11 protein-coding genes and 1 pseudogene are annotated in these 15,392 nt (G+C 37.1%); 2 read left to right on the forward strand and 10 right to left on the reverse strand.

The genetic code is table 11. The features are described from left to right. Positions 1-348: 348 nt before the first annotated feature. Positions 349-699: pseudogene (locus QUF94_RS16410) on the reverse strand (DUF6434 domain-containing protein); the annotation flags it as partial. 1,006 nt (positions 700-1,705) lie between these two features. Then, on the reverse strand, positions 1,706-2,689 hold the full coding sequence (locus tag QUF94_RS16415) for a tRNA dihydrouridine synthase (protein WP_289316796.1): 984 nt from the start codon (positions 2,687-2,689) through the stop codon (positions 1,706-1,708). Between the two features lie 728 nt (positions 2,690-3,417). Here QUF94_RS16415 and QUF94_RS16420 point away from each other — a divergent pair. After that, positions 3,418-4,554 carry a site-2 protease family protein gene (locus QUF94_RS16420; protein WP_289316797.1) on the forward strand — a complete coding sequence of 379 codons (1,137 nt, stop codon included), beginning with the start codon at positions 3,418-3,420 and terminating at the stop codon, positions 4,552-4,554. Positions 4,555-5,133: 579 nt separating this feature from the next. After that, complete coding sequence (locus QUF94_RS16425) at positions 5,134-5,298, forward strand: hypothetical protein (RefSeq protein ID WP_289316798.1); 165 nt, start codon at positions 5,134-5,136, stop codon at positions 5,296-5,298. Between the two features lie 53 nt (positions 5,299-5,351). Here the strand turns inward: QUF94_RS16425 and QUF94_RS16430 are convergent, their stop codons facing one another. From QUF94_RS16430 to QUF94_RS16465, 8 genes are all read right to left on the reverse strand, one after another. Further along, complete coding sequence (locus tag QUF94_RS16430) at positions 5,352-6,842, reverse strand: sodium:solute symporter family protein (RefSeq protein ID WP_289316799.1); 1,491 nt, start codon at positions 6,840-6,842, stop codon at positions 5,352-5,354. Then, positions 6,839-7,039: a DUF3311 domain-containing protein gene (locus QUF94_RS16435; RefSeq protein ID WP_053346183.1), complete on the reverse strand. Its 201-nt coding sequence runs from the start codon at positions 7,037-7,039 to the stop codon at positions 6,839-6,841. The genes QUF94_RS16430 and QUF94_RS16435 overlap by 4 nt, the downstream gene beginning before the upstream one ends. A 141-nt stretch (positions 7,040-7,180) precedes the next feature. After that, the gene (locus QUF94_RS16440) at positions 7,181-8,806 is read right to left on the reverse strand and encodes an amidohydrolase (RefSeq protein ID WP_289316800.1); all 1,626 of its coding nucleotides are present in this window, start codon (positions 8,804-8,806) and stop codon (positions 7,181-7,183) included. 43 nt (positions 8,807-8,849) lie between these two features. Continuing rightward, a complete protein-coding gene (locus tag QUF94_RS16445; RefSeq protein ID WP_289316801.1) occupies positions 8,850-10,469 on the reverse strand; it encodes an amidohydrolase in 1,620 nt (539 codons plus the stop codon). 107 nt (positions 10,470-10,576) lie between these two features. Then, positions 10,577-11,917, reverse strand: a complete 1,341-nt coding sequence (locus QUF94_RS16450; protein ID WP_289316802.1) for an aspartate aminotransferase family protein — start codon at positions 11,915-11,917, stop codon at positions 10,577-10,579. A gap of 45 nt (positions 11,918-11,962) precedes the next feature. Further along, entirely contained in the window at positions 11,963-13,423 is a 1,461-nt protein-coding gene (locus tag QUF94_RS16455; protein ID WP_289316803.1) for a CoA-acylating methylmalonate-semialdehyde dehydrogenase, read from the reverse strand. A 183-nt stretch (positions 13,424-13,606) separates the two neighbouring features. Beyond that, complete coding sequence (locus tag QUF94_RS16460) at positions 13,607-13,888, reverse strand: cupin domain-containing protein (protein ID WP_289316804.1); 282 nt, start codon at positions 13,886-13,888, stop codon at positions 13,607-13,609. Positions 13,889-13,933: 45 nt separating this feature from the next. Further along, positions 13,934-15,352 carry an MATE family efflux transporter gene (locus QUF94_RS16465; protein WP_289316805.1) on the reverse strand — a complete coding sequence of 473 codons (1,419 nt, stop codon included), beginning with the start codon at positions 15,350-15,352 and terminating at the stop codon, positions 13,934-13,936. Positions 15,353-15,392 lie beyond the last annotated feature (40 nt).

Consider the following 15,392-nt stretch of genomic DNA (forward strand, 5'->3'; position numbering starts at 1 on the left):
CCTCAAAATTAACAGACCTTTTTAAATGCTCTGTTAATCCCATGTGATTTTATTCCTTCGCATGAAAAATAAACCAAAAGTCACGGTTTATATGAATAAATAAGATGGTTATAACCAAATTTTCACATAAAATAGGTGGTATGAGTCCAAATTGGAGAAAAACTAAGGATTTTGTCATAAAAAGACCGATGCAGATTATTAAAGCTTATTAATAGTTTGTAAATATAAGAGATACACACTATTGCAAACTAGATAAAAATAGCCTTTGATGAACGTGTCAAACAAATGCTTATTTCTGCCTGTCGAAAGTCAAATCACACAACAGTAGAAATGTTGAGTTGTGCTTAACTAATTAAAAGGAGTATATTTATTGCTTCCAGGAAGTTTCTTGATTTCATTCCAGGCTTCAATCGATTCTTCACGACTTTTCCCTTGATTTATCGGGTCAGCAAAAAAGTCACTAATGAATTGATTGTATTTAAATTGAGGTGCAATGTTTTTATTGTTCGAGGGGTCTTTCTTTCGCTCTTCTTCTTCATACCAAGCGTCTACAACATCACGATACGTTTTTCCAACGTTGTTTTTAAAATAGTTTTGAATATAGGTGGAAAAATGAAATTTCCGGATAACTGTCTTAAAGAATGCTCTTACATTTTGACTACAACGATGGTTTTCTGTAATGACTGTATCAAAACTCATAAATTACACCTCCATATTTAATTTACTTATTTTTAACATAGAACAATTGTTCTTATTTGGCAAAATATTCATAATCAAAAACAACAAAGTTTACGAAAATAGCCTTAAAAATAAAATAAATGCCCTTCTCTAATCAGAAGGGCAACTATTAATTATATGGATAGTCCAAAAAACTTTGCAAAAGTCGATTTAATGACTAGAATGTACTGATAAAAAAGCAGCAGAACACTTTGATAACTCGTTTAAAATTAAAATATAAAATAGAAAAAATGTGAGTAAAGTAATATTGGGAATCTTAGTACAACTACCTCTTTTTTTTAATTTAAAGATTTTCGCCACCAATTCACCTGTATTACTTCAAACTAAATATCCTATTACAACGAAAAAACCTTGATACCATCAGGGGTACCAAGGCTCAGTTATAGTACCTGTGAGGGATACGAACCCACGACCCCTTCCCTGTCAATTTGTACTTTTGCAACGCAAGTGGAGGTGTAGTAAAAATAAAAAACCCTACCTTTCATCTCAATTGATAATTATTGATAAGGATTGCACAGAAATGGTACAGAATTTCTAGAACAATGGAATTAAGAGAATTTATTTGTATAAATAAACATTGCGATCTTGAATTATATGAATTTCAAATTAAAAGTACGTAAATGGGGAAGACCATTATTTTCTTCAATATTTTAGATAAATTATCAGCCTACAAGTTAAAAACACAGCTAAAATGGCGTCTTAAATGAAATATTGCTAACAGAATCAGGTGATACTGGTTCCGTTAGTTTTTTTGTAAAATCACCAACATCCCTTATGTTGTCAATTACAGTCCAACCTAATATAGATGGACTATAATAACAAACATATAAAGCAAAAATTGGCGGGAATGAGTCCGGTTCAATACCGCCTTCACACCAGCCAATTAACTGCTTTGTATAAACTCTAACTTTTTGGGGTCACACCAGTTTAACGTCCTACTTCGCTTTTACCTTGAATTGGGACACTTCTACTGTTCACCCATTCCATCAAGATTCTTTGACCCAAAGTTATCGAGCAATGCACGCACTTCATCTGTTGACTCTGTGCTCATTAATTGATTTCTTAATTCACTTGCCCCTCGAAACCCACGGACATATATCTTAAAAAAGCGATGAAGAGCCTTGAACGGACGTAGCCCTAATTTTGAATATTTATCATGGAGATCCAGATGCAACCTTAAGAGATCAAGCAATTCCTTACTACTATGATCTTTCGGCTGCTTTTCAAAGGCAAATGGATTATTGAAAACACCACGCCCAATCATAATCCCATCAATACCGTATTGATGAGCGAGTTTTAAGCCAGTTTGACGGTCAGGTATATCCCCATTGATCGTCAAGAGTGTATCTGGTGCCACCTGGTCACGAAGTTTCTTAATCTCCGGGATTAGTTCCCAATGAGCATCTACTTTGCTCATTTCCTTTCTTGTACGCAGATGAATGGAAAGATTAACAATGTCTTGTTTCAATATGTGTGTTAGCCAGTCATGCCATTCGTCTACATCCGTGTAACCAATCCTTGTCTTTACACTTACGGGCAATCCTCCTGCTTTTGCTGCTTGTATTATTTCTGCCGCAACTTCTGGACGACGGATAAGGCCACTTCCCTTCCCATTCTGTGCCACATTAGGTACAGGACAGCCCATATTGATATCCACACCCCGATAGCCTAGTTTCGCCATACCAATACTCATTTGCCGAAAGTATTCAGGCTTATCCCCCCATATATGGGCTACAATTGGTTGTTCATCCTCTGTAAAAGTCAAACGCCCACGCACACTATGGATGCCCTCTGGGTGACAATAACTCTCCGTGTTTGTAAACTCTGTAAAAAACACATCAGGTCTGGCTGCTTCACTCACTACATGTCGAAAAACAACATCCGTCACTTCTTCCATTGGTGCCAGTATAAAAAAAGGTCGTGGTAAATCACGCCAAAAATTATCTATCATATTAAAATTCAAATCCTCTCAAAATGGGATACCAGGCCAACCCCTTATCCCAAAATTAAAAAAGCAAAATGTACCTGCTTCTTTTACACTTATACCATGCTTAAACACTTTTTATCAAACTGATCAAAAATGTTTATTTTCACGAAATCGGGGTTTGTATCGGAAATATTTATTATAACTTCACAAACTCTGTACTACAACCAAAATATCTCCTGCTGAAATCCACCCCATCAACCAGCATTCCACTGTTCGAGTTAAAATAAAGGTTTGCTAAAAAGACTGAAAATAAAATTGGAAGAACACTGGATTGACAAGGGGTTAAAAGGATAAAGACCCCGAAATCGCAAAAGTATTTTTTAACGAAATCAGGGTCGGACTGGCAAATGTTTATTTAAACTAACAAGAGCGTTTTTTAATTAGACAGCTTCAATTCCAAATCCGTCACGACTTCTACATGTCCAGAGTGTATGTGGCAACACATGGGGTGCTCGGGAAATAATTTTTGATTAATAAATCATCCTGATGAATATTCGTACACCGCTGCAAGTGCTACATTACGAAAAAAAGGGGTTGTTTTCAATGATGGTAAGTTACGCAAGAATTTCAACGATTACGATATAATAAGGATATTAGCAAGTTGAAGTAAAATCAATCAGGACATCAGATAGAAATACTTAGTTGAATAACTAGGATTATCTGAATTCCCATTATCTCTAGGAGGTACATATTTGAAACAAACTAAATCGAATAAAGGTTGGTTAAGTCTTGGGGCAATCGGTTTATTTTTTCTTGGGAAAATGAAATGGTTGTTTGCATTATTAAAAATAGCAAAAGTAGGTTCGTTGATTTCTATTTTTATCTCATTAGGAGCCTATGCCCTGGTTTACGGTTGGAAATTCGCTGTAGCTCTTATCTATTTAATTTACATCCATGAAATGGGTCATTTACTTGCTGCTAAGAGAAAAGGAATCAAAACATCTAATGCTATTTTCATACCGTTTGTTGGAGCTTTAATTTCCCTCAAAGAAGAACCAAAGAACGCAAATCAAGAAGCTTATCTTGCCTTCGGAGGTCCTTTATTAGGTACATTAGCTTTTCTACCAGCCATTCCCCTATTTATGATGACCGAAAATCCGTTTTGGCTATTGGTTATTACACTGGGGGCAATGATTAATCTATTTAATCTAATGCCTGTACATCCTCTAGATGGAGGACGTATAGTAGGAGTCATCTCTACTAAGATTTGGGTATTAGGGATTATCGGAATGGTCGTATATATGTTCTTCCATCCAAATCCATTTTTAATTCTTTTCTTGTTATTAGGTATTACAAAATGGTGGAAAGAATTCCGCAGCGAGATAACTAGAAATCAAAGAGATAGCGTGATTGAATTCAATCAATTTGGTTTAGAGCAGCTAGAGGAATATGCAGGTGCGACAGAAGAAGAAAAAATTCGCCTGTTTAATATTTGGAATGTGGAATTAAATCAACTAAGTCAGAAGCTAAACAAAACGAAGACTTGGCATATCCCACTCCTAGAAGATAATAAGCTAAAAGAAAGACAACTGAACGAGTTAAAAGAAAATATATATAAGTCATTAGTTGATGCTGCTACTTCGAATGAATATCAGTACGGGCCGACCGATTTTGAAAATATAGGCACGTATGAACGAACGGTTGCAACTTTCTTTAAAGAAGTGCAAGAACAAACAGAAATCAGGGATAAAGAACAATCCTATTACTCATCGAGTCTAAAAACAAAAATCATCTGGTTCTCATTATATATTGGACTCGCAATTTTCTTAATGTTAACAAGCTTTTATGCTGGTGATTTAATGGAACAATACAAAACGTTTTTGCCTTAATTTATTATCTAAGGGGACCTATTATGATGGTCCCCTTTTAACTTATACTATTTATTGTTGTTTAAGCATTGTAAATCATTAATATTGATTTTGTACAAATAAAAGAGACCGCTTGTGTTTAACGGTTCAGTTTTCGAGTACAAAAAGAGAATTCGCATAAGTATTAGCACCGATTTAATATATAAATTTGTTGCTTTATTTTTGGTGGTATAACAATGTTTATTCAGCTTTGGTAGTCAAAACGACACCTTAATTACAAAACAAATTGGCAACAGTCTGATAGACAGCAGACTTAGTATAAAACTGTTGTTAATTTGAATGTTAATCCGTTGACCATATTAAATTTAAAACTCATTTTTTATCACAAAAAGTACATTTAATGTAAAATTAAATGGTAAATAAGATACACAGTAGACTATTATAACGAAGTAAGAGAGGAAAATAGCATGGAACAATGCTCTTTTTGTAAAATAGAAGAACTTGAAAATGAATAATAGCACAAATGCTCTGTCTTCTAATTCATATGAAAGTTGCTGCAAGTATTCATTCATGAAGGCATCCCCTTTTTCATTTTCAAAAATGAGCATGCTAACAATAGAAGAACGCAATTCATCTAAGGAATTGCTAACGCTTTTTATCATTTGTTCCTTTATCAACACTTCGGTAATTTTGGTCAGTAAAAACCCTAATGACTTACATCCTTTTGGATCTCCGGATATGCCGATAAAGGGCGGTACATATTAGTCATGTTCAATATGTACCGCCCTTCATTTTTAAAAGTTTTTTAATTTTTGATCTTAATAACGTATACTTTCTGCGTTTTGTTGGTGGGACCCCTTTTTAATCGGTATATTTTTTGAAGCTAAACTTACAATAATGGTTATTACAATATTTATAAATAATGCTATTGCTCCTGTACTAATGTCGTTAATAGTGTGTGGGACTGTTGGAAAAAAGGTTGCGATTTTTATATTAAAAATCGTAGCATACAATACAATGAGCACTCCTGTAATAATTCCTGTCATTGCGCCATATTTATTAATATAATTTTTGGGGGAAAAGCTAAGGAATAATGCAGGTGCCAATTGTGCGATAAGACTGTATGACATGATGTTTAACAGTGCAAGTGCTGCCCCGCCAGATACGGTGAAAATTAAAGCAGTCAAAGAAAGGATAATGATGAATATTTTTGAGGCTACTAATTGTTGTTTTTCGGTAGCTTTTGGAAAAATAACATTGTAAACCCCTTTTGTTAAGCCAACAGATGCAGACAATAACATAACAGATGCTGGTACTAAAGCTGTTAGTAAACCAGCTGCTCCAACTATTCCAATGACCCAAGGATCAAATGTTTGAATAGATAATCTTAAAAGAGAAAGATCTCCATCAGCTCCTTGTAAACCAGGGATTTTTACGATAGCTGAAAAGCCAATAAAAAAAACAAACAGTAATAATATAGTGTATAAAGGTAGGGTAATTGCATTTTTGCGAAGTGATTTTTCACCATTTGCTGAGAAAACCACTGAGAAAGAAGTCGGTAATAAATAAAAAGATATTGCATTTAAAAGAATAGTAGAGATAAACCACGGTATACTTAGTCCCTGATTGGCTAACGTTAACAATTCAGGTTTAACATCCTGAACAGACTTAAACATTTGCTGAATTCCGCCAAAATAGTGGATAGGGATGTATATACCTAAAAAAATAACTACTCCCAAAATCATAATATCCTTAAGCACAGCTGTCCAAGCTGAGCCATGAATACCAGAGAATATTACATATGTTGTAATAACTATTGCACCTATAACACTTGCAACTACAGGTGAAATAGCTCCGTAAGAAGCTTCTGAAACAATGATCCCTAACCCTTTCATTTGTATACAAATATATGGTACAATCGATAAACTTCCCACAATAGCTACTATAATCCCCATTGCACGACTATCGTATTTAGATGCAAAATAGTCAGGTTGTGAAAGAATTCCATGTTCTTTACCGTATCTCCAAATTTTAGGTGCAATCCAATAAGATATGATATATGCTAGAAATATATACGTTGGCACATAATATGCAGCAGCACCTTTGGAATACGCCCAACCACTTGCGCCTAGAAAAGTAAAAGTCGTATAAACCTCTCCAGCTATTAATAGAAATAAGAACAAGGTTCCAAAACCTCTGCCACCAACTGAAAATTGCTGCAAATTCATTTCTTTTCCTCTTTTTGCTGCTATCCCTATATAAAGAGCTACGATTAAGAAAATGAAAATAATAAATAATGATATATTCATTCTGTCTCACTCCCTTGATTATCAGGATCAAGCTTATAAACAATGGTTAAAATAATCGAGGAAAGTACCATCCAAAATACAATCCAAAATAAAAGAAAAGGCATTCCTAACACGTAAGGCTCAATTTTATTTGCAAATGGCAAGAATCCTACAAACCCTATAAAAGGGATTAAGAGTAAGAGTTTAATATATTTCAAAATATGCTCGACCTCCTATTTCATAGTTTGAATTTTTATGGATTAAGAGCAAATATCATAAAAGGATTTGTTAATAGAATTATGTGAAATTAATAGAATTGTAATGAAACTCCTTTTATTAACAAATCCTTTTGCTTAGATCTAATTTTTCATTATTACATCATTCTCCTTTTGATAGATAATTTCTCCATCAATAATCGTTGTCTCCACTTTCAAATCCTTAATACGGTCTGGTTCAGCTTTTAAAATACTGTCATTTAATATAACTAAATCAGCTAATTTCCCTACCTCTAGGCTGCCTTTTATATCTTCTTCAAAACTTGCATAAGCGCCATTCCATGTGTAAAGTTTAATAGCTTCTAGTACACTAATGGATTGATTAGTGCCAATTTCGGCTCCAAATTGGCTTTTTCTATTAACTGCAGTATGAATTCCTAATAAAGGGTTATAATCAGTAACCGGTGCATCTGAACTACCCGCTGCAACAATATCTTTATCTATATAATCACGAGCAGCGTACATATAATTAACACGTTCGCCATAATTGTGAACATATATCTCGCCATATTCATATGGAAATGGTGGATTTGGAATAGGGATGACTTCAAGTTTTTTCATTCTTTCTTGTAAATCTGGGGTTGAAATCCCTGCATGCTCGATTCGATGACGGTGATTTTTCCTTGGAGCTTCTTTTAACGCTCTTTCTACGCAATTTAAATACATTTCAATGGCTTTATCACCTTGAGCGTGTACGGTAATTTGATAGCCTTTTTTATGTGCTTCACCTAGAACTTTGTATATTTCTTCCTCACTATAATAAAGAATCCCGGAATTGTTAGGATCGCTGGAGTAGGGTTTTCGAGTTGCAATCGTTGGGCCAGAGCTACTTCCATCTAAAAATATTTTAGCCGGCCCGACTCTAAATTTCTCATCCCCTGTACCGGTTACTATCCCTGCATTCATCATTTTATTTACAAATTTATCGGATTCATTTATGGTACCAATTATTGCATATACCCGAACACGGATCTCTTTGTTTTTTATAGATGTTTGTAACAAACGATAACAATTAGAATCAAAAGTACCTGCTTCATGAATACTCGTGATACCCCCTGAAATGAAATGATCCGACGCGATTTTAACAGCTTTCATAAGTTCATCATCTGTATAGCTCGCTACATCATTCATCTTCATATTTGCAGCTTCAAATAATTTACCTGTAAGTTCCCCCTTCTCATTTTTTTCAATTACTCCACCTTGAGGATTCGGTGTCTTTTCGTCAAATCCAGCCTTCTCCAAAGCTGCTGTGTTTACGATACAGATATGTCCACATGTACGAGTAATGATGATTGGATGATCAGTTGAAATGGCATCTAGCTCAGCAATCGTTGGATACCGCTTTTCCTTTACTGTGGTTTCATTAAACCCCCATGCTCTTATCCATTCACCTTTCGGGGTTTCCAACGATTTTTTCTTAAGCTCATTCAGCAAAGCTGCAACAGAGTCAATGTGACTTTCTTTACAACTGATATTCAACTGAAAAACCCCATATAAAACCAGGTGTGTGTGAGAATCAATAAATCCAGGAAGAAGGGATTTGCCTGCTAAGTCAATAACTTCAGTCTTCTCCCCAATGAATTCCTTCATTTCTAAATTTGAACCGACCCCAATTATTCGATTATCCTTTATTGCTACAGATTCTACTATTGAGTTTTGTCTGTCTGATGTAATAACTTCACCATTGATAAATACTAGATTTGCATTCATAAATACACCATCCTTTTTTCATTTTTATGCAAACTATGATATATTAAATTTTCACTGATTGTTCTTCTTGATAGATAATTTCACCATCAATAATAGTTGTTTCTACTATTAAATCTTTAATTTGGTTTGGGTTGACACTTAAAATGCTGTCATTTAATATAACTAGATCCGCCAACTTTCCGACCTCTATGCTACCTTTTATCTCTTCTTCAAAACTCGCATAAGCGCCATTCCAGGTGTATAGTTTAATAGCTTCCATTACGCTTATAGATTGATCAGCACCAAACTCCATTCCAGACTGGCTTTTTCTATTGACAGCAACATGAATTCCTAATAAAGGATTATAGTCAGTAACTGGCGCGTCCGATCCACCTGCTGCCATGATGCCACGATCAATAAAATCACGAACAGCGTACATGTGATTAACACGATCACCATAGTGTTGGACATATATCTCTCCGAATTCATATGGAAATGGGGGATTTGGAATAGGAACCATCTCGAGTTTTTTCATTCTCTCTTGTAAATCTGGTGAAGAAATTCCCGCGTGCTCAATCCGATGACGATGGTTTTTTCTTGGTGATTCCTCCAACGCCTTTTCTACACAATTTAAATACATTTCAATGGCTTTATCACCTTGTGCATGTACAGTGATTTGATAGCCTTTTTTATGTGCTTCACCTAAAACCTGGTAGATTTCTTCCTCACTATAATAAAGAATGCCATAATTGTTAGAGTCACTGGTGTACGACTCACGGGTTGCAATTGTAGGCCCGGTGCTACTTCCATCTGTAAACAATTTAACTGGTCCAACTTTGAATCTCTCATCTCCGGTACCAGTTAGCACACCAGCTTCGACCATTTTATTAACAAATTCATGGGAGTTATTTACCTGACATATCATTGCATATATTCGGACACGAATATCCTTACTCTTCACAGCTTGTTGAAGTAAACGGTAACTCTCAGGACCATTTCCACCTGCCTCATGTATACTTGTAATGCCCGCTGCAACGAAATGATCTGATGCAATTTTCACAGCCTTCATCAGTTCACTTTCTGTATAACTTGCAACCTCGTTCATACCCATATTTGCTGCTTCAATTAACTTTCCTGTAAGCCTTCCTGTCTGATTCTTTTCAATAACTCCCCCATTAGGATCCGGTGTGTTCTCGTTAATTTGCGAAATTTCTAATGCTTTGCTGTTCACCACGCTTATATGGTTGCAAGTACGGGATACAATAATGGGGTGTTCAACTGAAATTTCATCCAGCTCAGCGATTGTTGGATAGCGCTTTTCCTTCACAGTGGTTTCATTAAAGCCCCAAGCACGTATCCATTCACCTTTAGGAGTTTCTAAGGCTTTCTTTTTCAGGTCATCTAACAAAGCCTCGATAGAATCGATATGTTCAGCTTTACAACTTACCGCCAACTGATTCACCCCATAAAAAATGAGGTGAATATGAGAATCAATGAATCCAGGAAGAAGCGTTTTTCCTCGCAGGTCAATTACATCCGTTTTTTCTCCTATAAAACTCTTAACCTCCTGATTTGAACCAACAACTGCGATACGATTATCTTTTATTGCTACAGCTTCGACTACTGTATTCTTTTGGTCTACTGTAATAACTTCTCCATTTATCAATACAACATCAGCTTTCATAAACTCATCCCTTTCGTAATTACTCTTTTAGAGTGATCAGTTCAGTATTTAAAGCTATATCTCTCAGCATGCTATTTCGCTTTTTAACAAGATTTATCAATAATTAGTTAAAGTTGAGATAAACATTCTTTTATTGTTTTAACAATAAAAGTAAAGTCTTCTTCTGTGATGCTTAATGGAGGAGAAAGCTGCAAAATATTATTGTAACCTGCAACAGTGTCACCATTTTTACCAATAATTAAACCTTTTTCTTTACAAGCATTGATGACTTTGTTCACCTTTTCAATGGCAGCCGGTTCTTTTGTTTGCTTATCTTCCACTAGTTCAATACCTAAAAGAAGGCCTTTTCCACGAACATCTCCTACGTTTGGATGCTCTTTTACATCCTCTAGTTCATATAACAGTCGTTCACCCAATTCTTTGGAACGTTCAATAAGTTTCTCATTCTCCATAATTTCCAAATTCTTCAAAGCCAGGGCGCAAGCAGCAGGATTTCCTCCGAACGTATTCACATGGCGGAAGCGATCATAATCTTCACTGCCTATGTATGCCTCATAAATCTCTCGTCTGACTGCTGTTGCTGACAAAGGAAGATACGCACTTGTAATACCTTTTGCCATTGTAATGATATCTGGTTTGACGCCATAGTTCATAAATCCAAACGGCTTCCCTGTCCGGCCAAATCCACATATAACTTCATCACAAATGAGCAACGCACCGTGCTTCTTGCAAATTTCTTTTACTTTTGCCATATATCCATCAGGAGGCATTAAAATTCCGCCCCCGGTAATAATCGGCTCCATAATCACGCCGGCTACTGTTTGGCTTAACTCCCATGTCATGACACGATCGATTTCATCAGCACTTGCCAGTGTATGAACATCATCTGGATTGCGATACGTATCAGGCGGTGTTACATGCAGAAATCCTTGCCCCAATGGTTCATATTTGTACTTTCGTTGTGCTTGACCTGTTGCTGCAAGAGCCCCCATTGAATTACCATGGTAAGCGCGATAGCGTGAAATAAACTTATAGCGTCCATGATCCCCTTTTTGCTGATGATATTGACGAGCAATTTTAAACGCCGTTTCATTCGCTTCCGACCCGCTGTTAGAAAAGAAAATGACGTAATCACCACCAAGCCATTCATTCAATTTTTCTGCTAACTTAATAGCAGGAACATGGCTTTGTGTCAGAGGAAAGTACGGCATTTCTTCAAGCTGTTCAAAAGCCGCTCTCGCAAGCTCTTTGCGGCCATACCCAACATTCACACACCAAAGACCGGACATACCGTCTAAATAACGATTTCCATCAATATCCGTCACCCATGCCCCTTCTGCTTTTGTGATAATTAAATTCGTTGGACTAGGAGCTGCTCCTCTCATTGCATGCCAAAGGTACTTTTCATCTACTTTTTGCAAATTTTGTGTTTGTTCTGTCGCTTGCACAATCACCAACTCCATTCTATCCTTTTATGATTTTACATCACTCTTTTAATAACGAGCGGTAAGCATTTTCTTGCGAGTATAGAATTCTACGCCATCTTTTCCATTTGCATGGAGATCGCCATAGAAGGATTTCTTATAACCTGAGAATGGGAAGAATGCCATTGGTGCAGGAACTCCAAGATTGACCCCAAGCATACCTGCATCAATTTCTTCACGGAATTCACGAATGGCTTTAGCACTATTAGTGTACAGGCATGCACCATTTGCGAATGGCGATGCATTAGCAACTTTTATCGCTTCCGTCAAGTCTTTTACGCGTACAGCAGAAAGAACCGGTGCGAAGATTTCATCCTGCCAGATTTTCATTTCCTGTGTCACATTGTCAAAAATCGTTGGGCCAACAAAATAACCTTGGCCGTTTGCTGCATCGTCTTCACGTCCGTCACGAATAAGTGTCGCTCCCTGCTCTACACCGGATTGAATGTAGCCGAGTGTCCGCTCTTTATGTCCTTCACGAATAACGGGACCAAGGAAAGCACCTTCTTCCAGGCCATTGCCAATAGTAATAACATTAGCCGCTTGAAGCAGTCTATTAACGAGCTCATCTGCAACGTCTTCTTCCACGACAACAACAGCCGCCGCCATGCATCGTTCACCGGCTGAACCGAAGGCAGCATTTGTAATTTCTTTCGCTGCAGAACTAAGGTCCGCATCTTTTAATACGATCGAATGATTTTTTGCCCCTGCAAGAGCTTGTACACGTTTGCCGTTAGCTGCTGCTGTTTTATATATATACTCAGCCACAGGTTGAGAACCAACGAAAGATACAGCCTTCACATCCTTATTGTCAAGAATGCCATTAACAACGTCATGTGCACCATGCACAACATTTAGTACTCCATCTGGAAGACCTGCTTCTTTAAACAGTTCAGCTAAGCGATTAACCAGTAACGGTGTTCTTTCAGATGGTTTTAATACAAACGTGTTTCCGCATGCAATCGCGAGTGGAAACATCCAGCATGGAACCATCATCGGAAAGTTAAATGGCGTTATTCCTCCGATTACTCCGATCGGGTAACGATACATCCCCGATTCAACACCAGTAGCAATATCCGGAAGTTGCTGACCCATCATTAAAGTTGGTGCACCTGCGGCAAATTCAACGCATTCAATCCCGCGTAACACTTCACCGTAAGCTTCTTCATAACTTTTTCCGTTTTCTAGCGTAACGAGTTTAGCTAACTCATCCCAGTTTTCAACTAATAATTGTTGATAGCGAAATAGAATACGAGCACGTCGAGGTACAGCGACCTTCCTCCATGTTTTGAATGCTTCATTAGCAGTTGTAACAGCTCTATCTAAATCTTTTCTAGTCGAAAGCGGTACACGAGCAATGATCTCTCCTGTTGCTGGATTTGGTACATCTTCAACTTGTTTACTTGTGGATTCTATCCATTGTCCGCCAATATAATTTTTCAACGTTTGTACATTTTTCGTTACTGCCATGGTAAACCTCCTATTTTTAGATAACCGTCCTATGTATTTATTGCACCTTTAAAAGAAAGCGCATTCATCAGACGGTATGTAAATTTATTCACTTAAATTTCACTACATTTCGTCAACATCTAGTATAAATATTGACAACAGGAGCAGTCATCTGCTTAGCATTTACCCACTCCCCATTTCACATTATTTCAGATTGATCTCATGGTTCATTTTATAATTCTTTTTCAAAAATACTGGACAATCCCATTCACAGACAAGGTCCTTAGCCAAGGAAACGACCCAGTCCTTTGTAATATGATACTTTTCTCCATCAACAGTAATAAACACTTCACCGTCTGTCACAAAGAAAACTTCCTGTTCTTCTAAATGCCACGTTCCTTTATCCGGTTCACCTACCCATGGTTCCCACGTGTCAACACCTAGTTGTTGTGCTTCTTCTGCTGTAAGTTTTTTCGCAAAAAACATGATGATCCTCTCTCTTTCTTATAGGTAATTTTGAAGGAATAGGTTTTATAAACGTACTGTCTTAACATTTGTATCATTTAAACGTTTGAACTCTTTTTTCATAAAGTATATGGCAATGAGAAGGCCTGGAATTTCTGCAGCAGGAGCTGCGTACCATATACCTTCTACACCCCAGAATTTCGGGAAAATAAATAGAAACGGGAACATGAACAACAGCATTTTGCTAACACTAATAAACGTTGCGGACCAGTTTCTCTCTTGTGCTTCGAAATAACCGGAGATAAGCAAGCTGACTGCATTAAGCGTAAACAAAGAATTGAATACAACTGTCGTCCAAATGCCCAGTTTCTGCAATTCAGGATTACCAACGGAAAAAAATGACACAATTGGATCTGCAAAAATGATTAGTATAGCTGTCACAATCACAAAGAAGGCAACCGTAAAAATGAGTCCCATCTTAATTGCTTGTTTAACACGATCAAGGTTGCCTGCACCGTAATTATAACTAATGATCGGTTGAAGTCCTGTCATCCCACCGAGCGCTGCTAAGGCGAGCATATTTGTAATGTAACCGTTTTGAATAGTGAAAGCGGCAACGTGCAGCCCACCACCGTAGCTTTGCAGCATGTTGTTGAAGAAAATAATGGCAAAAAACATCATGAACAGACTCGAGAAAGATGCAAAGCCCGTCCAAGCCACTTCACCGATCGTCTTGAGATTAATCATCATATCTTTCATTTTTGGCTTAAGTTTTGTTTTACCAAACCAGAAATAACAGATCAGGAAAACAGGAATCGATTGCGAAATCGTATTGGCCCATGAGGAACCCATCATCCCCATGTCATACTTCGTTACCATAATCCATTCTGTAATCCCACCAACAACTGCTGCGACTAACCAACTGTTCATTGATAATACAGGTTTTTCATCGATATTTGTTAAAACACTTAATACAACGGCCAATATCGTTAATGGCAATGAAATCCAGAGCAGTCGGCTATATTGCACCGCATATGGAAGCGCTTCATCACTTGCTCCGAATAAGGTCATAATTTGATTTTCAAAGACCACTCCAATTACAGCTAGCAAAATGGAGAAGAAAAGAGTAAACCATAATGTTTGTCCCATAATACCTCTAGCTTCTTCGATTTTCCCTTTACCAAGTCGAAGTGAAATGACCGCTCCGGCTCCCACACCCAAAAGAACGCCAAGCATACGGGTAATAACCATGACCGTAAATCCAATTCCAATCCCTTCGACTTCCAGCTCCTGAAAGCCACTGACGAAATAGCCATCGACAACCGCTGCAACTCCTAGAATCGCGTTAGCCATAATTCCTGCCAAAGCAAATCGTAAATATAGTAACGGAATACTTTTGGTTCCCAGCACTGAATCATACGCTGGCTTATTCATTACTTCTACTTGCTCTTTCTTCGATGACGGACGGTTGTCTGCTATTTCCATGAGCATGTCCCCCTATAAATAATTGATGTAAGTTAAGCTC

Source organism: Peribacillus sp. NJ4, assembly GCF_030348345.1.
Taxonomy (GTDB): Bacteria; Bacillota; Bacilli; order Bacillales; family DSM-1321; genus Peribacillus.

What these genes read in the sequence shown, in the direction of transcription:
- QUF94_RS16415 (WP_289316796.1), bottom strand. Translation starts at nt 2,689, where the DNA reads ATGATAGATAATTTTTGGCGTGATTTACCACGACCTTTTTTTATACTG.
- QUF94_RS16425 (WP_289316798.1), top strand. Translation starts at nt 5,134, where the DNA reads ATGAGCATGCTAACAATAGAAGAACGCAATTCATCTAAGGAATTGCTA.
- QUF94_RS16430 (WP_289316799.1), bottom strand. Translation starts at nt 6,842, where the DNA reads ATGAATATATCATTATTTATTATTTTCATTTTCTTAATCGTAGCTCTT.
- QUF94_RS16440 (WP_289316800.1), bottom strand. Translation starts at nt 8,806, where the DNA reads ATGAATGCAAATCTAGTATTTATCAATGGTGAAGTTATTACATCAGAC.
- QUF94_RS16445 (WP_289316801.1), bottom strand. Translation starts at nt 10,469, where the DNA reads ATGAAAGCTGATGTTGTATTGATAAATGGAGAAGTTATTACAGTAGAC.
- QUF94_RS16455 (WP_289316803.1), bottom strand. Translation starts at nt 13,423, where the DNA reads ATGGCAGTAACGAAAAATGTACAAACGTTGAAAAATTATATTGGCGGA.
- QUF94_RS16460 (WP_289316804.1), bottom strand. Translation starts at nt 13,888, where the DNA reads ATGTTTTTTGCGAAAAAACTTACAGCAGAAGAAGCACAACAACTAGGT.
- QUF94_RS16465 (WP_289316805.1), bottom strand. Translation starts at nt 15,352, where the DNA reads ATGGAAATAGCAGACAACCGTCCGTCATCGAAGAAAGAGCAAGTAGAA.